Below are 22,623 nucleotides of genomic sequence, written 5' to 3' on the forward strand. Positions count from 1 at the left end.
GCTGTGATCGGAGACGAACGTAGCTCTGTCATATTCCAGCAGTTCCAGTGGCTTTCGAAATGCGTCCCTTGTTCGTGCCCTCACCCGGACTAGCGTCCCGGGGCCATGGGACACCTCGACCATGCGGCGTACGGCTGGCTGACGCCGGCACTGTCATATGTGATGGCATCCGTCGGTGCCGCCCTGGGGCTGCGGTGCACCGTGCGCGCGCTCGCCACGACCGGCTCCTCCCGCCGCAACTGGCTCCTCACCGCGGCCTCGGCCATCGGCACCGGCATCTGGACCATGCACTTCGTCGCGATGCTCGGCTTCCACGTCACCGGAACCGAGATCCGCTACCACGTGCCGCTGACCGTCCTCAGCCTGGTCGTCGCCATCCTGGTCGTCGGGTGCGGCGTCTTCGCCGTCGGCTACGGCAAGCAGAGCAGGCGGTCCCTGCTCCTCGGCGGCCTCACCACCGGGCTGGGCGTCGCCAGCATGCACTACCTGGGCATGGCCGCCCTGCGGCTGCACGGCAGCATCTCGTACGACCCGCCCACCGTCGGCCTGTCGGTCGCGGTCGCCGTCGTCGCCGCCACGGCCGCCCTGTGGGCCGCGCTCAACATCGAGTCGCCCGCGGCCGTCGCCGTCGCCTCGCTCGTCATGGGCGCCGCCGTCAGCAGCATGCACTACACCGGGATGATGGCCGTCGCCGTCCGCGTCACCCCCTCGGACCAGGCCCTGCCGGGCGCCACCGCCCTGCAGTTCGTCCTTCCGCTCGCCGTCGGGCTCGGCTCGTACCTCTTCCTCACCTCGGCGTTCGTCGCGCTCTCGCCGACCACCGGCGATCGGGTCGCCTCCGCTCCTGCCTCCACCGCGGCCGTCCCCGCCCCGGCGCCCGCCCGCCGGGCACCGGGCGGGCCGGGCGCGGCCGCCGCGACCGCCGCGACCGCCCACTGACCCTCCTCCCGCCCGCCCGCCCGCCCGCACCCCCGACGAGGAGCCCATGCGTACACCCCGCAGACAACCGGAACCAGCGGCGCAGCGCCTGCCCGCGCCCCCGGCCCGCGGCCGCCGGGCCCATGCAGGACCGCCCGCCGACGAACCGGAGCCGGAACCAGGGCGGCACGGGCAGGAATCCGCCGACCCTCTCCGTACGGGCCCGCGCACGGGCACGGGCCCCGGCGCCGCCCGCCCGCACCCCGGCCGGCGGCCGCGACCGCGGCTGCTGTTGCGACTGCGGCCCGCGACCGTCCGCGCGAAGATCGTCTCGCTGCTCATGGTTCCGGTGGTCTCGCTGCTCGCCCTCTGGGGCTTCGCCACCGTCGGCACCGCCCAGGACATCGCCCGGATCAGCCACGCCCAGCGGATCGACGACCGGATACGCACCCCCGTCGCGGCCGCGGTCACGGAGCTCCAGGCCGAGCGCCGCGCCGCCGTCCGCTACCTGGCCGACCCCGCCGCCCCCGATCGCGCCGCCGAGCTGGAGAAGCAGCAGCGGCGCACCGACGACGCGGTCCGCCGACTCCGGCTGGGCGACCGGCACACCGTCGCCGAGTCCGGCGGCCACCATACCGAACTCGTCGTCCGCCTCGGCGCCTTCGTCGCCGCCGCCGAGGGCCTCGGATCCGCCCGCAGGGACATCAGCGACCGCCGCACCACCCCCGACGCGGCGTACGAGACGTACACGCGCGCCGTCGACAGCGCCTTCGCCGTCGCCGGCTTCCTCACGGGCGGCGAGCAGGCCGAGCTCGGCCCCGAGGCCCGCGTCCTGCTCGAATTCGCCCGCGCCGGGGAACTCCTGGCCCGCGAGGACGCGTTGATCTCCCTGCCGGGCCAGCGCAGCACCGAATCGCTCCGGCGCCTCACCGGCGCGATAGAGACCCGCCGTACGCTCACCGCGAGCTCCGCCGACGACCTGCCCGCCGCCCAGCGGGACGCCTGGCAGGCGGTCGCCAAGAGCGCGGCCTACGCCGACCTCACCGGCGCCGAGGACCGGGTGCTGACCGCCGGAACGGCCAAGGACCCCCGCGCCGCCGCCACCGGCTGGGAGGCCGCGTACACGAGCGTCAGCGCCTCCATGCGGGAGATCGAAACCGCCGCCCGCGCCGCCGCCGACCGCGGCGGCCCCCTCACCGCAGGCGCCATCGGCCCCGCCGGCGCCGTCGTCGTGCTGGGCCTCGCCGCCGTCGCCGCCTCGCTCGTCATTTCCGTTCGCATCGGCCGCGGCCTCCTCGAGGAACTCGTCTCGCTGCGCGACACCGCCCTGGAGATCGCCCACCGCAAGCTCCCGCACGCCGTGCAGCGGCTCCGGGCCGGCGAGGCCATCGACGTCGAGGCCGAAGCCCCGCCGGGACCCGCCGCCGAGGACGAGATCACCCAGATCGGCGAGGCCCTGGCAACCGTCCACCGGGCCGCCCTGGGCGCCGCCGTCGAACGCGCCGAACTCGCCGGCGGAATCAGCGGGGTCTTCGTCAACCTGGCCCGCCGCAGCCAGGTCCTCGTGCACAAGCAGCTCAGCCTGCTCGACTCGATGGAGCGGAGCGCGGACGACCCCGGCGAGCTCGGCGACCTCTTCCGCCTCGACCACCTCACGACCCGGATGCGCCGGCACGCCGAGAGCCTGATCATCCTGTCGGGCGCCGCCCCGGGGCGGGCGTGGCGGATGCCGGTCCCGCTGACGAACGTGGTCCGGGCCGCCGTCTCCGAGATCGAGGACTACCCGCGCGTCGAGGTGGGCCGGACCGCGGAGGCCTCCGTCATCGGCGCCGCGGTCGCCGACCTCACCCACCTGCTCGCCGAACTCATCGAGAACGCCGCCCAGTTCTCCCCTCCCCACACCAAGGTCCGGGTCAGCGGGGAGCCCGTCGGCGCCGGGTACGTCCTCGAGGTCGAGGACCGCGGACTCGGCATGGGCCGCGAAAGCCTGGCGGAGGCCAACCGGCGCATCGAGGAGTCCGAGGCCCTGGACCTCTTCGACAGCGACCGGCTCGGGCTCTTCGTGGTCAGCCGCCTCGCGGCCCGGCACGGCGTGAAGGTGCACCTGCGTCCGTCGCCGTACGGGGGCACCACCGCCGTGGTCCTCCTGCCGAAGTCCCTGCTCCAGGGGGCGGTCGAGCCGGGCTCCGACCCTGCCCCCGCCCCGGACCCGGAGCCCCGGACCGGGGCCGGGGACGCGGGACCGGCCCTGACCGGGGCGGCCGCCCCGGCCCGGGAGGCGGACCGGAAGCCGCCCGCCGTGGCCGCCGCACGGGAGGACGCGCGCGGTGTCCCGGCCGCCGACCGAGGCCCCGTACGCAAGGAGCCGCACCCGGACCCGGTGTCCGCGCTGCGGCCGCGCGGTGGCACGGGCGGTACGGGCGGGGCGGGCGGGGTGGTCACGCGTAGGAGGGCCCCGGCATGGGCGGCCGCGGCGCCGGAACCCGCACCCCGGCTGACGCCCCCGGCCGCAGGGGAGCCCGAGCCCGTACCCGCTACCGAGCCCGTACCCGCCACCGCGCCCGAGCCCGTACCCGCGCCCGCAGCGCCCCCCTCGACCCCCGGCCCCGCTCCTGCCCCGCTCCCCCTGTCCCGGCTGCCTCGAGCCGTTGCCGCCGACTCCTCGGGAGCCGAGCTGCCGCGCCGCGTACGCCAGGCAAGTCTGGTTCCGCAGCTGCGCGAGGCACCGGCCCCCAAGTCCCCGGCGGCCGGTGCGGGCACACCCCCGCCGGCGGAGGAGCCGGAGCGCAGCCCGGAGCAGGCCCGGGACCGGATGGCGGCCTACCGGGCCGGCTGGGTCCGCGGCGCCCAGGAGAACTCCGCCCAGCCAGGCAGTGAAGGAGAAGCGTGATGATCGAGGACCAGGGATTCGGCGCCGGCGGGATCCGCAGAGCCGGCGAACTGGACTGGCTGCTGGACGAGCTGGTGGTCCGCGTCAGGGAGGTCCGGCATGCCGTGGTCCTGTCCAACGACGGGCTGGCGGTGGGCGCTTCCAGCGCGCTCAGCCGGGAGGACGCGGAACACCTGGCGGCCGTGGCCTCCGGATTCCACAGTCTCGCCAAGGGCGCGGGCCGGCACTTCCGGGTCGGGGGCGTACGCCAGACGCTGGTGGAGCTGGACGAGGGGTTCCTCTTCGTCGCGGCGGCCGGGGACGGGTCCTGCCTGTCCGTGCTCAGCGCGGCCGGCGCCGACATCGGGCTGATCGCGTACGAAATGGCCCGGCTCGTCAAGCGGGTCGGGGAGCACCTGTACACGCCGCCCCGGTTCGCGGCACAGCCGCCGGCCGCGGGCTGAAGGCGGCGGTCCGGCACATGGACGGCCAGTGGTACGACGCCGACGCGGGCCCGCTCGTCCGCCCGTACGCCGTGACGGGCGGGCGGACGAAGCCGGGTCCGCACGGTGTCCGCTTTGATCTGATCGCGCTGGTCGTGGTGGACGCGGGCGGGGCGGACCCGGCCGGCGAGTCCCTGCTCGGCCCCGAGCACCGGGCCCTGCTGGGACTCTGCCGGTCCGAGACCCAGTCGGTGGCGGAGCTCGCGGCGGACGCGGACCTGCCCGTGGGCGTGGTCCGGGTGCTGCTCGGGGACCTGTTGGAGGCCGGGCACGTCCGCGTCAGCCGGCCGGTGCCGCCCGCCACGCTGCCGGACGAGCGGATTCTGCGGGAAGTCATCGAGGGATTGCGAGCGCTGTGATGGGACGACACGACGACCTGCCGGGCGGGCCCGGCGGCGGACACGACCCGGCCCCGGGGCCGGAGGACGGCGGCGAACTGGCGGCGCTCGCGCTGAAGATACTCGTGTCCGGCGGGTTCGGGGCCGGCAAGACCACGCTCGTCGGGGCGGTCAGCGAGATCCGCCCGCTGCGGACGGAGGAACGGCTCAGCGAGGCGGGCGAACTGGTCGACGACACGGGCGGGGTGGCACACAAGACGACCACGACCGTCGCCATGGACTTCGGGCGGATCACCATCCGCGCCGGGCTCTCCCTCTACCTGTTCGGGACGCCGGGGCAGGACCGGTTCTGGTTCGTGTGGGACGAGCTGTCGCAGGGCGCGCTGGGTGCGGTGGTGCTCGCCGACACGCGACGGCTGGAGGACTGCTTCCCGGCGGTGGACTACTTCGAGCACCGGCGCATTCCGTTCGTCGTGGCCGTCAACTGCTTCGCGGACGCACGGCGTTACGGGACGCACGAGGTGGCGCGGGCGCTGGACCTGGAACCGGGGACGCCGGTGGTGCTGTGTGACGCGCGGGACCGGGATTCGGGGAAGGAAGTGCTGATCAGGCTCGTTGAATACGCGGGGAGGGTGCACACCGCGCGGCTGCTGGAGTCGGTGGGGGTGCAGGCCGGGCCGCTGTGAACCCGCCTGCGGGACTCTTGAGTCATCTTCCACGCCATGGGCGCTTCCTCCTTGCCGGAAAGCCCCTGGTGGGGAAGGCTTGCGAAATCCAAGCGGGGTGCGGCGCGGCCACGGCGGCGGCGCAACGGGGAGGGGCTTGAAATGGCACTGGACAAGCAGCTCGACTGGCTGCTCGACGACCTGTCGCGCAGGGTCCAGCAGGTCCGGCACGCGGTGGTGCTGTCCAACGACGGGCTGGTCACGGGCGCGAGCGCGGGGCTGGCGCGGGAGGACGCGGAGCATCTGGCGGCGGTGGCGGCGGGCTTGCAGAGCCTGGCGAAGGGGTCGGGCCGGCACTTCCGGGCCGGTGAGGTGCGGCAGACGATGGTCGAGTACGACGACGGCGCGCTGTTCGTGATGGCGGCGGGCTCGGGCAGTTCGCTGTGCGTGCTGAGCGGGGCCGAGGCGGACATAGGCCAGGTGGCGTACGAGATGACGCTGTTGGTCAACCGGGTGGGAGAGCACCTGGGCGTGGCGGAGCGGCGGATCACCGGGGGGTGACGGCGGCGGGGAGCGCGGGATGGCCGCGCGGTCCTTCCGGGAGTTATCCACAGGCCTGGCCGGGTGTCGTCGCGCCGAGTTACGGTCTTCACGCAGAGTAATCGTGCTGATGCGTGAGGGGGATCGTCATGAAGCTCGTGGCGCAGGCCGGGACCGGGACGGGGACCGGGGTCGGGTGCGGGGTTGTGGCCGGGGCGCCGGCCGCTGCGGCGGCCGGGGTGCGAAGCGGGGCCGTCGCCGGATCCGGTGCGGAGCCGGGGGGTGCGGTGGGCGGGGCCCGGGCCGCCGGGGAACTGGGGCTGACCCGCAGCGAGTTCGCCCGCGCGGTACAGCTGGGCATCGTGCGGGCGGGGCCGCCGGCTCCCGGCGGAGCGGCCCGGTACACGCAGGCCGAGCTGGACCGCGTCAGGTCCGCCGAGGGGTTCCCGGACGCCCTGCGCGCCCGGGTCGAGACCGTCGCCGGATCGGGTGCCGCGGGGCGGCTGATGGGCATCGGGCCGAGCCGGTTCATCCGGCTCGCCCGCTGCGGGCGCATGGCCCCCGTCGGCTACCGGATCAACCGCTACCGGGCGGTGGTGTGGCTCTACCTGGCCGCGGAATTACGGGAGTTCGCCGCCCGGGAACCGGGGCTGCTGCGCGGCGGCGCATCCGAGGAGGACCGGCAGCTGATGGCGGCCGGGACGGACCTGCGCCCGCGTACCTGGCGCGACCGGCACGTCGGGCTGCTGCTGGGACGGACCGCCGACCCCTGGGAGCGGGCCGCCGTACTGGCCTCCGTCCTCCCGGAGGAGGAGGTCCGGCAGGCCGTGCCCGACCCGGCGGAGCGGATCGTGCTCGCCGCCCTCGCCCCGTCCCCGCCCTACCGGCACCCGCAGATCCCGGCCGCCGCGGCCGTGGCGCAGCGGCTGCTGCGGGCGGAGCAGCCCGACGAGGTCCACTGGTACCGCGCCGGCCTGGACTTCGTCCTGGCCGGGGCGCGCGGTCAGCTGAAGTCGACGGGGGAGAGGGGGCCGACGTAGACCCAGGCCCCGCCCTCCCGGGCGAAGGCGCTGTTCTCGTGCAGGGAACCGGTGTGCCGGCCCTCGCGGTAGTGCGCCCGGAACTCCACCGAGCCCTCCGTCTCGAACATCCCGCCGCGCTCGACGCCGAGGATCTCCAGCCGCACCCAGCGCTGGTCGGGATCCAGGTCGAGCCGGCCGGGTCGGGTGCTCGGATGCCAGGAGCGGATCAGGTAGGCCGTGTCGCCCACCGCGAAGGCGCTGAACCGGGAGCGCATCAGCAGCTCGGCGGTGGGCGCCTGCCGGGCACCGGAGTGGAAGCGGCCGCAGCACTCCGGGTAGGAGGCGGGCAGCCCGCAGGGGCACGGGAGGACCGGGTCGGACATGGGGGTGCTCAGCTCTTCGGGGTCGGTTCGGCCGGCGTGGACGGCCGGGCCTGAGGGGACGGGTACGGGCGGAACAGGCCTTCCTGGACCACGGAGACCAGCAGCCTGCCCTCCAGGTCGTAGATCCGGCCGCGGGCCAGGCCGCGGCCGCCGTGCGCGATGGGCGACTCCTGGTCGTACAGGAACCACTCGTCCGCACGGAACGGCCGGTGGAACCACATGGCGTGGTCCAGCGAGGCCATGTCGAAACCGCGCATGCCCCACAGGGGCTCCACGGGGATGCGCACGGCGTCGAGGAGGGTCATGTCACTGGCGTAGGTGAGGGCGCAGGTGTGCACCAGCGGGTCGTCGCCCAGGGGGCCGACCGCCCGCATCCACACCGCGCTGCGCGGATCGGCTTCCCGCAGCTCCTGCGGGGTCCAGCGGAGCCGGTCCACGTACCGGATGTCGAACGGCTGGCGGCGGGCCATCCGCTCCAGCGCCTCGGGCAGCGCGCCCAAGTGCTCGCGGATCTCGTCCGCAACCTTCGGGAGCGTGTCCGGATGGGGGAAGTCGAGGCGGGGAGGCAGCTGGTGCTCGATGCTGCCCTCCTCCGGATGGTGGAAGGAGGCGGTCAGATTGAAGATCGTCTTGCCTTGCTGGACCGCGGTGACGCGGCGCGTGGTGAAGGACCGCCCGTCGCGCACCCGCTCCACCTGGTACACGATCGGCACTCCGGGAATGCCGGGGCGCAGGAAGTACGCGTGCAGGGAGTGGACCGGCCGGTCGCTCTCGAGGGTCCGGCCCGCGGCCACCAGGGCCTGGCCGGCGACCTGCCCGCCGAAGACCCGCTGGAGGGACTCCTGGGGGCTGGCACCGCGGAAGATGTTGACCTCGATCTGCTCCAGGTCCAGCAGATCGACCAGTCTCTCGGCGGGGTTCGTCATCAGAGGTTCTCCACTGTCGTCTCCGGCGGGCCGGCGTGCGTACGGGCCGGTGTCCCCCCGGACCGGGTCCGGGGGAGGCGGTTCCCCCGGACGGGATCCGGGGGAGTCAGAGCGCGCCGAGCTCGCCGACCGAGGTCAGCCGGATGACGGCCCGGCCCTCCTCGTCGGAGGCGGCCAGGTCCACCTCGGCGCTGATGCCCCAGCCATGGTCCCCGTTCGGGTCCGCGAAGGTCTGGCGGACGCGCCACAGACCGTGCGCCGGGTCCTCCTCGATCTGGAGCAGCTTCGGGCCGCGGGCGTCAGGGCCGGTGCCCAGGTCGTCGTACTCGTCCCAGTACGCATCCATGGCCTCGCCCCAGGCGTCGGCGTCCCAGCCCGACTCGCCGTCCAGCTCGCCCAGCTCGTCGATGCGGTCCAGCGCCGCCAGCTCCACCCGGCGGAACATGGCGTTGCGGACCAGGACGCGGAAGGCGCGGGCGTTCGAGGTGACCGGCTTGACCTGGTCGGCCTTGTCCTGGGCCTCCTCCGCCGTCTCCACCTCCGGGTTCGCCAGCTGCTCCCACTCGTCGAGCAGACTGGAGTCGACCTGGCGGACCAGCTCGCCCAGCCAGGCGATCAGGTCCTCGAGGTCCTCGGACTTCAGGTCGTCGGGGATGGTGTGGTCCAGCGCCTTGTACGCGCTCGCCAGATAGCGCAGCACGATGCCCTCGGTGCGGGCCAGCTCGTAGAAGGCCGTGAACTCGGTGAAGGTCATCGCACGTTCGTACATGTCGCGGATGATCGACTTCGGGGAGACCGGGTGGTCACCGACCCACGGGTGGCTCTTGCGGTACACGTTGTAGGCGTGGTGCAGGAGCTCTTCGAGGGGCTTGGGATACGTGACCTCCTGGAGCCGCTCCATCCGCTCCTCGTACTCGATCCCGTCGGCCTTCATCGCGCTGACCGCGGCGCCACGCTCCTTGTTCTGCTGGGCGGCCAGGATCTGGCGCGGGTCGTCCAGCGTGGACTCGACGACGGAGACCATGTCCAGCGCGTAGGAGGGGGATTCCGGGTCCAGCAGGTCGAAGGCGGCCAGCGCGAAGGTCGACAGCGGCTGGTTCAGCGCGAAGTCCTGCTGGAGGTCGACGGTGAGCCGGATGGTGCGGCCCTCCGCGTCCGGGGTGTCGAGCTGCTCGACCACCCCGCCGTCCAGCAGCGAACGGTAGATGGCGATGGCCCGCCGGATGTGCCTCAGCTGGGCCTTGCGCGGCTCGTGGTTGTCCTCCAGGAGGCTGCGCATCGCCTGGAAGGCATCGCCCGGCCGGGCGATGACCGACAGCAGCATGATGTTGGTGACCTTGAACCGGGAGGTGAGCGGTTCCGGCTCGGCGGCGATGAGCTTCTCGAAGGTGCTGTCGGACCAGGCGACGAAGCCCTCCGGGGCCTTCTTGCGGACCACCTTGCGGCGCTTCTTCGGGTCGTCGCCCGCCTTGGCGAGGGCCCGCTCGTTCTCGATGACGTGCTCGGGCGCCTGGGACACGACGAAGCCTGCCGTGTCAAAGCCGGCCCGGCCGGCCCGGCCGGCGATCTGGTGGAACTCGCGGGCGCGCAGCGTGCGGACCCGGTTGCCGTCGTACTTCGTGAGCGCGGTGAACAGCACGGTGCGGATCGGGACGTTGACGCCCACGCCGAGGGTGTCGGTACCGCAGATCACCTTCAGCAGGCCGGCCTGGGCCAGCTTCTCCACCAGGCGCCGGTACTTGGGCAGCATGCCGGCGTGGTGCACGCCGATGCCGTGCCGCACGTAGCGGGACAGGTTCTGTCCGAACTTCGTGGTGAAGCGGAAGTTGCCGATCAGCTCGGCGATCTTGTCCTTCTCCTCGCGGGAGCACATGTTGATGCTCATCAGCGACTGCGCCCGCTCGACCGCCTGGGCCTGCGTGAAGTGCACGATGTACACCGGAGACTGCCGGGTCTCCAGCAGCTCGGTGATCGTGTCGGTGATCGGCGTCGTCACGTACTCGTACGACAGCGGGACGGGCCGGGTCGCGGACCGCACCACCGACGTCGGGCGGCCGGTGCGCCGGGTGAGGTCCTTCTCGAACTTCGACACGTCACCGAGGGTCGCCGACATGAGGATGAACTGGGCCTGCGGGAGCTCCAGCAGCGGGATCTGCCAGGCCCAGCCGCGGTCCTGCTCGGCATAGAAGTGGAACTCGTCCATCACGACCTGGCCGATGTCGGCGTACTTGCCGTCGCGCAGGGCGATGGAGGCCAGCACCTCGGCGGTGCAGCAGATCACGGGGGCGTCGGCGTTCACCGAGGCGTCGCCGGTCAGCATGCCGACGTTCTCCGTGCCGAACAGCTTGCACAGGTCGAAGAACTTCTCCGACACCAGCGCCTTGATGGGGGCGGTGTAGAAGGTGACCTTGTCCTGGGCCAGGGCGGTGAAGTGCGCGCCGGCCGCGACGAGGCTCTTCCCGGAGCCCGTGGGCGTGGACAGGATCACGTTCGCCCCGGAGACGACCTCGATCAGCGCCTCCTCCTGGGCCGGGTACAGGGTGATGCCCTGGTCCTCCGCCCACGAGGAGAAGGCCTCGAAGAGCGCGTCGGGGTCGGCGTTCGGCGGGAGCTGATCAATGAGGGTCACACCCCCCATCTTGCCTGGCTTCCGCCCGGATGAGGGAACCGGCCGACCGAATGAAGATCACCACCGGTACGCTGTGCCGTTGACCGGGGCCGGACGACACCGTCGCCAGGGCCCGACCAGACACACACCGGGGCGGGAAGACGAGCATGATGGGTCCGGCGCACTCACTGTCCGGGGCGGCGGCCTGGCTGGGGGTGGGCGCGGCTGCGGCCGCCGCCGGACACCCCATGCCCTGGCCGGTCCTCGTCGTCGGCTCCCTCATCTGCGCGGGTGCCGCCCTGGCCCCCGACCTCGACCACAAGTCGGCGACGATCTCCCGCGCCTTCGGCCCGCTGTCCCGGGGCCTGTGCGAGGTGGTCGACAAGCTCTCCTACGCCGTCTACAAGGCCACCCGCGCCCCGAAGGACGCCCGGCGCTCCGGCGGCCACCGCACCCTGACCCACACCTGGCTGTGGGCCGTCCTGATCGGCGCCGGCTCCTCCACGCTGGCGGTCACCACCGACCGCTGGGGCGTGCTGGCGCTGCTCTTCGTCCACCTCGTGCTGGCCGTGGAGGGCCTGCTGTGGCGGGCGGCCCGGATGTCCAGCGACGTCCTCGTCTGGCTGCTCGGCGCCACCAGCGCCTGGATCCTGGCCGGCGTCCTCGACCAGCCCGACAGCGGCGCCGACTGGCTCTTCGGCCCCGGCCAGGAGTACCTCTGGCTGGGCCTGCCCATCCTGCTCGGCGCCCTGGTCCACGACATCGGCGACGCCCTCACGGTCTCCGGCTGCCCGATCCTGTGGCCGCTCCCGATCGCCGGGAAGCGCTGGTACCCCGTCGGCCCGCCGAAGGGCATGCGCTTCCGGGCGGGCAGCTGGGTGGAGCTCAAGGTCCTCATGCCCGCGTTCATGCTGCTCGGCGGCGTCGGCGGGGCCTCGGCCCTCGGCTTCCTCTGAGCGGCCTCCGGCCGACCGCGTGCGCAGGCGGTCCCGCCGTCACCCGACCCGGGCCGCGATGGCCCGCGCACACTCCAGGGACTCGGTGTGCGTGGTGTCCACCTCCAGGTCGTAGACCACGCCCCGGTGGACCACGTCCGCCTGGGACGCGGCCATCCCCGGGGCCCGGTCCCCGCGGGCGACCTCGCGGCCCGCGGCGACCTCGCTCGCGCACCGGACGCCGACCCAGAGCACGTCCAGCCCGACCAGGGCCCGCTGCCACCGCTGTTGGGACTCGGCTCCCCCGAGGAAGACGTCGTCGACGACGACCCGGGCGCCCGCCCGCGCCATCGCCGCGACGCCCTCCCTCCACGCCGCTTCCAGCGTCCGGAATTCCGCCCCGATGCCCACCGTGCCGTCCGCGGCCACGTCGAACCCCGAGGCCGACGCCCGGAGGGACGCCGGCATCGCCTCGATCAGCGAGTCGATCGCGGCGGAGAGCCACGGATCCGGCAGCACCGCCTGAAGGCACCGCACGATTCCGGACTTGCCGGAGCTGGATCCGCCGTTCAACACGATCACCCGAGTAGTCACCGCGCCACCGTAGGGGCGGCCCCCACCGCGGCCGAAACGATTTTCGGCCGGTGCCGGTGCCGGCACCGGTGTCCGGCTCAGCCGTGCCAGGACCGCCACAGGGCCGCGTACGCCCCGTCGGCGGCGACCAGCTCGTCGTGCGAGCCCAGCTCGCTGATCCGGCCGTCCTCGACCACCGCGATCACGTCGGCGTCGTGCGCCGTGTGCAGCCGGTGCGCGATCGCGATGACCGTACGTCCGTCCAGCACGCGGGCCAGTGAGCGCTCCAGGTGCCGTGCGGCGCGCGGGTCCAGCAGCGAGGTGGCCTCGTCCAGCACCAGCGTGTGCGGATCCGCCAGCACCAGCCGGGCCAGCGCGATCTGCTGCGCCTGCGCCGGGGTCAGCGCCGTTCCGCCCGATCCCACCTCCGTGTCCAGGCCGGACTCCAGGGCCCGGGCCCAGCCGTCGGCGTCCACCGCGCCCAGCGCCGCCCACAGCTCGGCGTCCTGCGCCCCCGTCCGCGCGAGCCGCAGGTTGTCCCGCAGGGAGCCCACGAACACGTGGTGCTCCTGGTTGACCAGGGCCACCTGCTCGCGCACCCGCTCCGCCGGCATCCGCGACAGCTGCGCCCCGCCGAGGGTCACCTCACCCGCGCGCGGCGCGTAGATGCCCGCCAGCAGCCGGCCCAGCGTGGACTTGCCCGCGCCCGAGGGGCCGACGAGCGCCATCCGGGTGCCCGGCGGGACGGACATCGACACCTCGTGCAGGACGTCCACACCCTCCCGGTAGCCGAAGCGGACCTCGTCGGCGCGCACGTCGCGGCCCGCCGGGGCGACGCCCGCATCGCCCGCGTCCGGCTCGATCTCCCGCACGCCCACGAGGCGGGCCAGCGACACCTGCGCGATCTGGAGCTCGTCGTACCAGCGCAGGATCAGGCCGATCGGGTCGACCATCATCTGCGCCAGCAGCGCGCCCGTGGTCAGCTGTCCCACCGACAGCCAGCCCTGGAGCACGCAGAAGCCGCCGATCAACAGCACGGAGCCGAGGATCGTCACGAAGGTGGCGTTGATGACGGGGAACAGGACCGTGCGCAGGAACAGGGTGTACCGCTCCCAGGCCGTCCACTCCTTGATCCGGCGCTCCGACAGCTTGATCCGGGCCGGGCCGAGGCGGTGCGCCTCGACCGTCCGGCCCGCGTCCACCGTCTCGGTGAGCGCGGCCGCGACCGCCGCGTAGCCGGCCGCCTCCGAGCGGTACGCCGAAGGGGCCCGCCGGAAGTACCAGCGGCAGCCGATCACCAGCACCGGCAGCGCCACCAGCGCGGCGAGCGCCAGCGGCGGCGCGGTCACGGCGAGCGCCCCGAAGAGCAGCCCCACCCACACGACGCCGATGGCCAGTTGCGGCACGGCCTCGCGCATCGCGTTGGCCAGCCGGTCGATGTCGGTGGTGATCCGCGACAGCAGGTCGCCGGTACCGGCCCGTTCCAGCACGCCCGGCGGCAGGCCCACCGACCGCACCAGGAAGTCCTCGCGCAGGTCGGCCAGCATCTGCTCGCCGAGCATCGCCCCGCGCAGCCGGACCAGCCGGACGAACAGGGTCTGGACGGTGAGCGCCAGCGCGAACAGCACGGCCACGCGCTCCAGATGGAGCTCGCGCGCCCCGGCCGCGAGCTGGTCCACCACCTGGCCGAGCAGGTACGGGCCGACCATGGACGCGGTCACCGCGACCGCGTTGACCGCGACCAGGACGGCGAAGGCCCGCCGGTGCCGCCGCAGCAGGCCGCGCACGTAACCCCGCACGGTCGCCGAGGTGCCCACGGGCAGGGTGGCGGCCGATTCCGGGGCCGCCGGGTCGTACTCCGGCGGCGCCACGCCGATCATGCGGTTTCCTCGATCTCTGTGAGTTCTTCTGCCAGCTGTGCCAGTTCCAGGCGGGCGAGCCGCTGCTCCTCGTCGGTCTCCCGGGTGACGACCGCCCGGTAGCGCGGCTCGCCGTGGAGCAGTTCGCGGTGTGTACCGGAGGCGGCGACCGCCCCCTCGTGGACCAGCACCACGTGGTCGGCGCGGTCCAGCAGCAGCGGCGACGAGGCCAGGACCACGGTGGTCCGGCCGGACCGCAGCGCGCTGATGCCGTCCGCGATCCGTGCCTCGGTGTGCGAGTCGACCGCCGAGGTCGGCTCGTCCAGCACCAGGACCTCCGGGTCGGTGGCCAGGGACCTCGCCAGCGCCAGGCGCTGGCGCTGGCCGCCGGACAGCGACCGGCCGCGCTCCGTGATCCGGGCGTCCATCGGGTCCACGACCCCGTCCGGCGCGGACTGGAGCAGCGCGTCCAGGACGTCGCCGCACCGGGCGGCGTCCAGCGCGGCGGCCGGTGCGACCGCCCCCGACGACGGTACGGCGAACAGCTCGCGCAGTGTCCCGGACAGCAGCACCGGGTCCTTGTCCTGTACGAGGACCAGGGTGCGCGCGGTGTCCAGCGGGAGCTCGTCCAGCGGGATCCCGCCCAGTAGCACCGAGGCCGGGCCGGCGGCCCCGGCCCCCGCGGCGGGGCCGCTGCCGTTCTCGCCGCCGCCGCCGGCGTCGCCCGCCCCGCCGTTCCCGCCCTCCGCGGGGTGGCCGCCGAGGCGTTCGGCGAGCCGTCCCGCCAGATCCGGGTCCCCGCACACCACCGCCGTGAGCCGGCCCGCCGGGGCCAGCAGCCCGGTCACCGGGTCGTACAGGTCCCCGCCCGGCTCCGGCGCCCGAAGGGGGGCCTGGGACTCCGGCCGCGTCGCGGGGGTTTCCGTACGCGCCAGCGACAGCACGCGGACGGCCCGCTGGGCGGAGGGGCGCGAGAAGGAGTACGCCATGGCGATCTCCTCGAAGTGCCGCAGCGGGTAGAGCATCGTGGCCACCGCGCTGAAGGCCGCGACGAGTTCGCCGACCGCCAGCCGGCCGTCCAGGACGAGCGCCGAGCCGTACCAGACGACCGTGATCAGCAGCACACCCGGCAGCAGCACCTGGATCGCCGAGATCAGCGCCCACATCCGGGCGCTGCGCACGGCTGCCTCGCGGACCTGCTGCGAGGCCTCCCGGTAGCGGCCGAGGAACAGCTCCTCGCCGCCGATGCCGCGCAGCACCCGCAGGCCCGCCACGGTGTCGGAGGCCAGCTCGGTGGCCTTGCCGGCCTTCTCCCGCTGGATGTCGGCCTGTCGGGTGGCGCGCGGCAGCAGCGGCAGCACGGACAGGGCGAGCACCGGGACGCCGACGGCGACGACGATCCCGATCGACGGCGCGTAGAACAGCAGGCCCACGCAGATCGCGACGACGGCGAAGGCGGCGGCGAGGAAGCGGGACACCGCCTCCACGAACCAGCCGATCTTCTCCACGTCGCCCGTGGAGACGGCGACGACCTCGCCCGCCGCGACCCGCCGGGTCAGGGCGGAGCCGAGTTCGGCGGTCTTGCGGGCGAGGAGCTGCTGCACGCGTGCCGCGGCGGTGATCCAGTTGGTGACGGCCGTGCGGTGGAGCATCGTGTCGCCGACCGAGATGGCGATGCCGATCAGCAGCAGCAGCCCGCCGACCAGCAGCAGCCGGGTGCCGTCGCGTTCGACGACCGCTTCGACGCCCGCGCCGACCGCGTACGGAACCCCGGCGATGCCGCAGAAGTGCACCAGGCCCCAGCACAGGCTCCTGGCCTGGCCGCCGAGTTGCCTCCGCCCGAGCCACAGCAGGAAGCGCGGGCCGGAGCGAGTGTCGGGTACCCCGGGGTCCGGATGCGGAAGGTCGCTGATCTGCATGACGCCCCATGACTGGTCGAGATGTCCGAACCGTGCAAGGTTCGCCCGCCGGATCGGCCCCGGGCAATCGATTTTGCGTTGGCCACGGCGTCACGCTGCGGGGTGTGCCGACGTCCCGCTGCCGAAGCGCACCGGCTCAGGGGCGCGTGGCGCGCTCCAGTTCGACCAGGGCCGAGTGGTAGGGGCGGCCGGTGGCCCGCTCCATCCCCACCTCGCACATCCGGTTCGCCGACAGGTACGCGTCGAACTCGCGCGCGGTCACCTCCGCCGCCTCGCGCGCCGTCGCCGAGGCCGCAAGCTCCGGGTGCAGCATGCCCCGGTCGCCCGCGAAGGCGCAGCAGCCCGCGTCGTCCGGCACCACCACCTCCCGCGCGCAGGCCTCGGCCACCGCCCGTAGCGCCCCCTCCGTGCCCAAGTGCCGCATCGAGCAGGTGGGGTGGAGGACCGCCGAGCCGGCCGTGCGCCGGACCGCCAGGCGCGGCAGCAGCTCCCGCGCCGCCCAGACGACGGAGTCGACGACCGTCAGGTCCGCGTGCAGCGCGCGGTTGTCGTCGGTCAGGAACGGGACCACCTCGCGCGCGATGCCCAGCGCGCAGGACGAGGCGTCGACCACCAGCGGCAGCCGTCCGCCGGCCGTCCAGCCCCAGGCCGCCTCCACGATCCGGTTGGCCATCACCCGGTTCCCGGCCTCGTAGCCCTTGGAATGCCAGATCGTCGCGCAGCAGGTGCCGACGGCGTCCGGCGGGATCCACACCGGCTTGCCGGCCCGCTCGGACACGGCCGCCATGGCCTCGGGCAGGCTCGGCCCGGGCTCGCCCTGCGGCCCGCCGAAGATCCGGTTGATGCACGCCGGGTAGTAGACGGCCGCCGCGCCGACCCGCCGGGTCGCGGGGAGCCTGCGGGCGGCACCGGGGACCTGCGGCAGCCACTGCGGCACCAGGTCGGGGCGTACGGCCTGGCGCGCGGCCCCCGTGACCGCCGCGAGCAGCCGGTCCCCGACGACTCCGGCGGCGGTGCCGGCGGCCGCCGCAGCCAGCCGCGCGGCGCCCTCGACGGCCGTGAACCGCCGGGCGGCGAGTTCGGCCGCCCACTCCTCGCGCGGGCTGTGCCGGCGGTGGCGGAAGTCCTTCATCAGCGCGCCCGTGTCGATGCCGACGGGGCAGGCGAGCATGCAGGTGGAGTCGCCGGCGCAGGTGTCCACGGCGTCGTACCCGTAGGAGTCGAGCAGCTCGTCCAGCACCCGGGAGCCCGGCTGCTGCCGCACCATCTCCCGGCGCAGCACGATGCGCTGACGGGGCGTGGTCGTCAGGTCCTTGCTGGGGCAGGTCGGTTCGCAGAACCCGCACTCGATGCACGGGTCGGCCACCGCCTCGACCCGGGGGATCGTCTTCAGGCCGCGCAGGTGGGCCTGCGGGTCGCGGTCGAGGAGGATCCGCGGGGCGAGCAGCCCCTCCGGGTCGACGACCCGCTTGGTGCGCCACATCAGTTCGGTGGCCTTGTGCCCCCACTCCAGTTCGAGGAAGGGGGCCATGTTGCGGCCCGTGGAGTGCTCGGCCTTCAGAGAGCCGTCGAACCGGTCCACGGTGAGCCGGCAGAACGCGTCCATGAAGGCCGCGTAGCGCGCCACGTCGGCCGGCCGGGCGGCGTCGAAGGCGAGCAGGAAGTGCAGGTTGCCGTGGGCGGCGTGGCCGGCGACGGCCGCGTCGAAGCCGTGCTCGGCCTGGAGCGCCAGCAGCGCCTCGCAGGCCTCGGCCAGGCGTGCCGGCGGCACGGCGAAGTCCTCGGTGATCAGGGTGGTGCCCGGGGCGCGGGCCCCGCCGACGGCGGTGACGAAGGCCTTGCGCGCCGTCCAGTAGCCGTGGAGGGTCCCCGGATCCCGGGTGAAGGCGTTGGCGGCGGAGGGGACGGGTGCGACCAGGTCGAGCCGGGCCAGCACCCCGGCGGCACGCCGTTCGTACTCCGCCAGGCCCGTCTCGTCGGGGGCGCGGAACTCCACCAGCAGGGCGGTGGTGTCCTTCGGCAGGCGGGCCCAGTCGCCGGGGACGCCCGCGACGCTGACGGAGGCGCGCAGGGTGTTGCCGTCCATCATCTCGACGGCGAGGGCGCCCGCCTCGTTGAACAGGGGCACGGCGGCGGCCGCGGCGGGCAGCGAGGGGAAGAAGAGCAGCGCGCCGGAGGCCTTGCGGTCCAGGGGGAGGGTGTCGAAGACCAGCTCGGCGAGGAAGCCGAGGGTGCCCTCGGAGCCGACCATCAGCCCGCGCAGGATCTCGACGGGGGTGTTGCCGTCCAGGTAGGCGTCGAGGCGGTAGCCGGTGGTGTTCTTGATCTCGTACTTGGCCCGGATCCGGGCGACGAGCTCCGGGTCGGCCTCGATCTCCCGTTTGATCTCCATCAGGCCGCGGCAGAGGGCGGGCTCGGCGCGGGACAGCTCCTCGTCGGCCAGCGGGTTGGCGGTGTCCACGACGGTCCCGCCCGGCAGTACGAAGGCCAGGGAGGACAGGGTCCGGTACGCGTTCCTGGTGGTTCCGGCCGTCATGCCGGAGGAGTTGTTGGCCACGACCCCGCCGAGGGTGCAGGCGATCGCGCTGGCCGGGTCGGGGCCGAGGACGCGGCCGTACCGGGCGAGGGCGGCATTGGCCCGCGCCACGGTGGTGCCCGGCCGGATCCGGGCCCGGCGCCCGCCCTCCAGGACCTCGATGCCGGCCCAGTGGCGGCGTACGTCGACGAGGATGTCCTCGCCCTGGGCCTGGCCGTTGAGCGAGGTTCCGGCGGCCCGGAAGACGACCTCGCGGCCGTTCCCGTGGGCGTACGAGAGGACCGCGGAGACGTCGTCGATGTCCTGCGCGACCACCACCACCTGCGGCACGAACCGGTAGGGCGAGGCGTCGGAGGCGTAGCGGACCAGGTCGGAGGCCTTCCACAGCACCTTCTCGGCGCCGAGCAGCTCCGTCAGCTCGCCGCGCAGCGGCTCGGGGGTGCCGCCGGCACGCCACTCGGGCATGCGGTCGGGGGAGGGGCCGCCGATGCCGTGCGGGCGCAGGGCCCCGGGTTTCGGTTCCAGCAGCGGCATGCGCGACCCCTCGCTCCTCGGCCCGTCAGCAGCGGCGCCCCTCGGGGGCGTCCGTCAGGGCGGCCAGCAGGCCGCCGAGCAGGTCCCGCTGATCGGCGGTCAACGGAGCCAGGATCTCCTCTGCGGCGTCGGTTCGCGCGCTGCGCAGCCGGCGCAGCGTTTCGCGTCCCGTGTCGGTGAGCTCGATCCGTATGACGCGCCGGTTGGCCGGGTCGGGGGCGCGGCGCACGCACCCGGCGGCCTCCAGACCGTCCACCAGGGTCGTCACGGCGCGGGGCACGACTTCCAGGCGGGCGGCGAGATCCGCCATCCGGGGTGGCTGTTCACCATCGGAGTACGAGACCAGGCGCAGCAGCCTGCTCTGGGCGGGAGTGATGCCCAGCGGCTCCAGGTGGCGCTTCTGGATCCGGTGGAGCCGGCGGGTCAGCCGCAGCAGCTGCTCGGCGAGCACGCCGTCTGTGCTGTCGGTCTCGGAAGCGGTGCTCATACTGGGAACAGTAGCAGGACCGGACTCATTGTGAGTATAGGTAACAGTGAGCTATGCTCGTCTTGGTCGTCGGCAGTCCGAGTCCCGTCATAAGGAGGCCCATGCGCTCCGAAGAACCGAATTGGACGCCATCGAAGGAATCCCTCGACCCCCGCCGCCCCGGCCCCGGGGAGCGGCCGCGCGAGCTGCGCCGGATCATGGGCCTCTTCCGCCCCTATCGCGGCCGGCTGGCCCTCGTGGGGCTCCTCGTCTGTGCGTCCTCGCTGGTCGGCGTCGCCTCGCCGTTCCTGCTCAAGGAGATCCTGGACGTCGCCATCCCCGAGGGCCGCACCGGGCTGCTCAGCCTGCTCGCGCTCGGCATGATCCTCATCGCCGTCGTCACCAGCGTCTTCGGCGTCCTGCAGACCCTGATCTCCACCACGGTCGGCCAGCGCGTCATGCACGACCTGCGCACCGCCGTCTACGCCCAGCTCCAGCGGATGCCCCTGGCCTTCTTCACCCGCACCCGCACCGGCGAGGTGCAGTCCCGAATAGCGAACGACATCGGCGGCATGCAGGCCACCGTGACCTCCACCGCGACCTCGCTCGTCTCCAACCTCACGGCCGTGGTCGCCACCGTCGTGGCCATGCTCGCGCTCGACTGGCGGCTCACCCTGGTCTCACTGCTCCTGCTGCCCCTCTTCGTATGGATCAGCCGGAGGGTCGGCCGCGAGCGGAAGAGGATCACCTTCCAGAGGCAGAAGCAGATGGCCGCCATGGCCGCGACGGTCACCGAGTCGCTGTCGGTGAGCGGCATCCTGCTCGGCCGGACCATGGGCCGCGCCGACTCGCTCACCCGCTCCTTCTCCGAGGAGTCCGAGCAGCTCGTCGCCCTCGAAGTGCGCTCCAGCATGGCCGGGCGCTGGCGGATGTCCACCATCGGCATCGTCATGGCCGCCATGCCGGCGCTCATCTACTGGGCCGCCGGCATAGCCCTGCAGACCGGTGCCCCCTCCCTCTCCGTCGGTACGCTCGTCGCCTTCGTCACGCTCCAGCAGGGCCTGTTCCGGCCCGCCGTGAGCCTGCTGTCGACCGGCGTGCAGATCCAGACCTCCCTCGCCCTGTTCGCGCGCATCTTCGAGTACCTCGACCTGCCAGTGGACATCACCGAGCGCGAGGACCCCGTGCGCCTGGAGCGGGCCAAGGGCGAGATCCGCCTGGAGGACGTGCACTTCGCGTACGAAGCCGAGAACGGGCCCACCCTGACGGGGATCGACATCACCGTCCCGGCCGGCGGCTCCCTCGCCGTGGTCGGCCCCACCGGCTCCGGCAAGAGCACCCTGAGCTACCTGGTGCCCCGGCTGTACGACGTCACCGGCGGAGGGGTCTTTCTCGACGGGGTGGACGTGCGCGACCTCGACTTCGACTCGCTGGCCCGGTCCATCGGCGTGGTCTCCCAGGAGACCTACCTCTTCCATGCCTCGGTCGCCGACAACCTGCGTTTCGCCAAACCCGACGCCACCGACGAGGAGATCGCCGAAGCGGCCCGCGCCGCCCAGATCCACGACCACATCGCATCCCTGCCCGACGGATACGACACCCTCGTCGGCGAGCGGGGCTACCGCTTCTCCGGCGGCGAGAAACAGCGCCTGGCCATCGCCCGCACCATCCTGCGCGACCCGCCGGTGCTGATCCTCGACGAGGCCACCAGCGCGCTCGACACCCGGACCGAGCACGCCGTGCAGCAGGCCATCGACACGCTCTCCGCGGGGCGCACCACGATCACCATCGCGCACCGGCTCTCGACCATCCGCGACGCCGACCAGATCGTCGTCCTCGACGAGGGCCGCATCGCCGAACGCGGCACGCACGAGGAGCTGCTGGCGACCGGCGGCCGGTACGCCGCCCTGGTCCAGCGGGACAGGGAGGCCGCCCACGCCCCCACGGCGGAACGTGTGATCGTATGACGGATGCGGGGGTGTGATGCCGGGAATGCGGCGGTTCGCGGGTTAGCGTGCCCGCATGCGTCATGAGTACCGGCCGCCACGGCGTCCCTACCGGCTCACCCGCCGGGGCCGTCTGGCGCTCTTCCTCGGCATGCTGCTCGTCATCGGAACGGCCGTCACCCTCGGACCGCTGCTGCGGGAAGAGGAAGCGGAGGCCCCCGAGAAGCCGCGCGTGCTGGTCATCCCCGAAGGCTGGCGCGCCCCCCAGGTCTACGCGGCCATCGACCGCGAGCTCAAGCTCCCGGCCGGCGCCGCGAAAGCGGCCGCCGCCACGGCCGAACTCGCCCTGCCCGCGGAGGCGAGGGGCAACCCGGAGGGCTTCCTGTTCCCGGCCTCGTACCCGGTGACCTCCAGTACCACGGCCGCGGAGCTGCTCGCCTACATGGTGCGGACGGCCAACCAGAAGCTCGCCACGCGAGCCGTCGCCGACGGCGCCAAGGCGCACGGGATGACCCCGTACCAGACGGCCACCCTCGCCAGCATCATCGAGGCCGAGGCCGATACCCGCACCGACATGGGCAAGGTCGCCCGCGTCGTGCACAACCGGCTGGCGCGGTCGATGCCGCTCCAGATGGACTCCACCATCAACTACGCGCTGAACCGCCGCACGGTGGACACCAAGATCAGCGACACGCGCATCGACCACCCCTTCAACACCTACCGCCGCCAGGGACTGCCGCCGACGCCGATCGACAGCCCCGGGCTCCAGGCCATGGCGGCCGCCGTGGCGCCCACGCCCGGCGACTGGCTGTTCTTCGTGACCGTCAAGCCGGGGGACACCCGCTTCTCGGCGACGTACGAGGAGCACAAGAGGCACGTGGCGGACTTCAACCGCGCCCGCGCCGCAGCTGCGGCCGCAGCCGCGGCCCCCGCCGGCGCGGGGGCCGGCGCCGGGCGGGCACAGGCGGGCTCTCCGCCCGGTTAGCCCCAATGCCGTTGATTTACGGCGGCAGGATCGCGATGGCGTCGTGTGGAGGTCGGGTGGGCTGGGGCCAGTCGCGGTGGCGGCTGGCCTTGGCCTTG

18 protein-coding genes are annotated in these 22,623 nt (G+C 73.6%); 10 read left to right on the top strand and 8 right to left on the bottom strand.

All coding sequences use genetic code 11. The features are described 5' to 3' along the window. Nucleotides 1-105: 105 nt before the first annotated feature. The 7 genes from AC068A_RS27275 to AC068A_RS27305 all read left to right on the top strand — a co-directional run bounded on the left by AC068A_RS27275 (nt 106) and on the right by AC068A_RS27305 (nt 6,873). A complete protein-coding gene (locus AC068A_RS27275; RefSeq protein WP_478588886.1) occupies nt 106-939 on the top strand; it encodes an MHYT domain-containing protein in 834 nt (277 codons plus the stop codon). Between the two features lie 46 nt (nt 940-985). Then, nucleotides 986-3,808, top strand: coding sequence for a sensor histidine kinase (locus AC068A_RS27280; RefSeq protein WP_478588887.1), 2,823 nt, complete (start codon nt 986-988; stop codon nt 3,806-3,808). After that, entirely contained in the window at nt 3,808-4,251 is a 444-nt protein-coding gene (locus AC068A_RS27285) for a roadblock/LC7 domain-containing protein (protein WP_478588888.1), read from the top strand. The genes AC068A_RS27280 and AC068A_RS27285 overlap by 1 nt, the downstream gene beginning before the upstream one ends. A 17-nt stretch (nt 4,252-4,268) precedes the next feature. Further along, a complete protein-coding gene (locus AC068A_RS27290) occupies nt 4,269-4,649 on the top strand; it encodes a DUF742 domain-containing protein (RefSeq protein WP_478588889.1) in 381 nt (126 codons plus the stop codon). Next, complete coding sequence (locus tag AC068A_RS27295) at nt 4,649-5,314, top strand: GTP-binding protein (protein ID WP_478588890.1); 666 nt, start codon at nt 4,649-4,651, stop codon at nt 5,312-5,314. Before AC068A_RS27290 ends, AC068A_RS27295 begins: the two co-directional genes overlap by 1 nt. Nucleotides 5,315-5,455: 141 nt before the next feature. After that, on the top strand, nt 5,456-5,854 hold the full coding sequence (locus tag AC068A_RS27300; protein ID WP_179177397.1) for a roadblock/LC7 domain-containing protein: 399 nt from the start codon (nt 5,456-5,458) through the stop codon (nt 5,852-5,854). A 128-nt stretch (nt 5,855-5,982) separates the two neighbouring features. Then, nucleotides 5,983-6,873 carry a DUF6397 family protein gene (locus AC068A_RS27305; RefSeq protein WP_478588891.1) on the top strand — a complete coding sequence of 297 codons (891 nt, stop codon included), beginning with the start codon at nt 5,983-5,985 and terminating at the stop codon, nt 6,871-6,873. On the opposite strand, the gene AC068A_RS27310 is transcribed toward AC068A_RS27305, so the two are convergent. The 3 genes from AC068A_RS27310 to AC068A_RS27320 all read right to left on the bottom strand — a co-directional run bounded on the left by AC068A_RS27310 (nt 6,837) and on the right by AC068A_RS27320 (nt 10,793). Continuing rightward, a complete protein-coding gene (locus AC068A_RS27310; protein WP_478588892.1) occupies nt 6,837-7,238 on the bottom strand; it encodes a YchJ family protein in 402 nt (133 codons plus the stop codon). The genes AC068A_RS27305 and AC068A_RS27310 overlap by 37 nt on opposite strands. Before the next feature lie 8 nt (nt 7,239-7,246). Next, nucleotides 7,247-8,164: an acyl-CoA thioesterase gene (locus AC068A_RS27315; protein ID WP_478588893.1), complete on the bottom strand. Its 918-nt coding sequence runs from the start codon at nt 8,162-8,164 to the stop codon at nt 7,247-7,249. A gap of 106 nt (nt 8,165-8,270) precedes the next feature. Further along, entirely contained in the window at nt 8,271-10,793 is a 2,523-nt protein-coding gene (locus tag AC068A_RS27320; RefSeq protein ID WP_478588894.1) for a DEAD/DEAH box helicase, read from the bottom strand. Between the two features lie 146 nt (nt 10,794-10,939). On the opposite strand from AC068A_RS27320, the gene AC068A_RS27325 reads away from it, so the two are divergent. Further along, a complete protein-coding gene (locus AC068A_RS27325) occupies nt 10,940-11,728 on the top strand; it encodes a metal-dependent hydrolase (protein WP_478588895.1) in 789 nt (262 codons plus the stop codon). A gap of 39 nt (nt 11,729-11,767) precedes the next feature. Here AC068A_RS27325 and cpt read toward each other — a convergent pair whose 3' ends face one another. From cpt to AC068A_RS27350, 5 genes are all read right to left on the bottom strand, one after another. Beyond that, nucleotides 11,768-12,301 carry a chloramphenicol phosphotransferase CPT gene (gene cpt, locus AC068A_RS27330; RefSeq protein WP_478588896.1) on the bottom strand — a complete coding sequence of 178 codons (534 nt, stop codon included), beginning with the start codon at nt 12,299-12,301 and terminating at the stop codon, nt 11,768-11,770. A 77-nt stretch (nt 12,302-12,378) separates the two neighbouring features. Beyond that, the gene (locus tag AC068A_RS27335; RefSeq protein ID WP_478588897.1) at nt 12,379-14,160 is read right to left on the bottom strand and encodes an ABC transporter ATP-binding protein; all 1,782 of its coding nucleotides are present in this window, start codon (nt 14,158-14,160) and stop codon (nt 12,379-12,381) included. After that, nucleotides 14,157-16,058, bottom strand: a complete 1,902-nt coding sequence (locus AC068A_RS27340) for an ABC transporter transmembrane domain-containing protein (RefSeq protein ID WP_478588898.1) — start codon at nt 16,056-16,058, stop codon at nt 14,157-14,159. The genes AC068A_RS27335 and AC068A_RS27340 overlap by 4 nt, the downstream gene beginning before the upstream one ends. A 136-nt stretch (nt 16,059-16,194) precedes the next feature. Next, the gene (locus AC068A_RS27345; RefSeq protein ID WP_478588899.1) at nt 16,195-19,128 is read right to left on the bottom strand and encodes an FAD-binding and (Fe-S)-binding domain-containing protein; all 2,934 of its coding nucleotides are present in this window, start codon (nt 19,126-19,128) and stop codon (nt 16,195-16,197) included. A gap of 25 nt (nt 19,129-19,153) precedes the next feature. Continuing rightward, nucleotides 19,154-19,615 carry a MarR family winged helix-turn-helix transcriptional regulator gene (locus tag AC068A_RS27350; RefSeq protein WP_478588900.1) on the bottom strand — a complete coding sequence of 154 codons (462 nt, stop codon included), beginning with the start codon at nt 19,613-19,615 and terminating at the stop codon, nt 19,154-19,156. Nucleotides 19,616-19,716: 101 nt separating this feature from the next. Here AC068A_RS27350 and AC068A_RS27355 point away from each other — a divergent pair, with 101 nt between their 5' ends. Both AC068A_RS27355 and mltG read left to right on the top strand, forming a co-directional pair. Further along, complete coding sequence (locus AC068A_RS27355; RefSeq protein ID WP_478588901.1) at nt 19,717-21,561, top strand: ABC transporter ATP-binding protein; 1,845 nt, start codon at nt 19,717-19,719, stop codon at nt 21,559-21,561. A 55-nt stretch (nt 21,562-21,616) separates the two neighbouring features. After that, a complete protein-coding gene (mltG, locus tag AC068A_RS27360; RefSeq protein WP_478588902.1) occupies nt 21,617-22,525 on the top strand; it encodes an endolytic transglycosylase MltG in 909 nt (302 codons plus the stop codon). Nucleotides 22,526-22,623 lie beyond the last annotated feature (98 nt).

The sequence above is a fragment of the Streptomyces sp. NPDC043854 genome, from assembly GCF_056436005.1.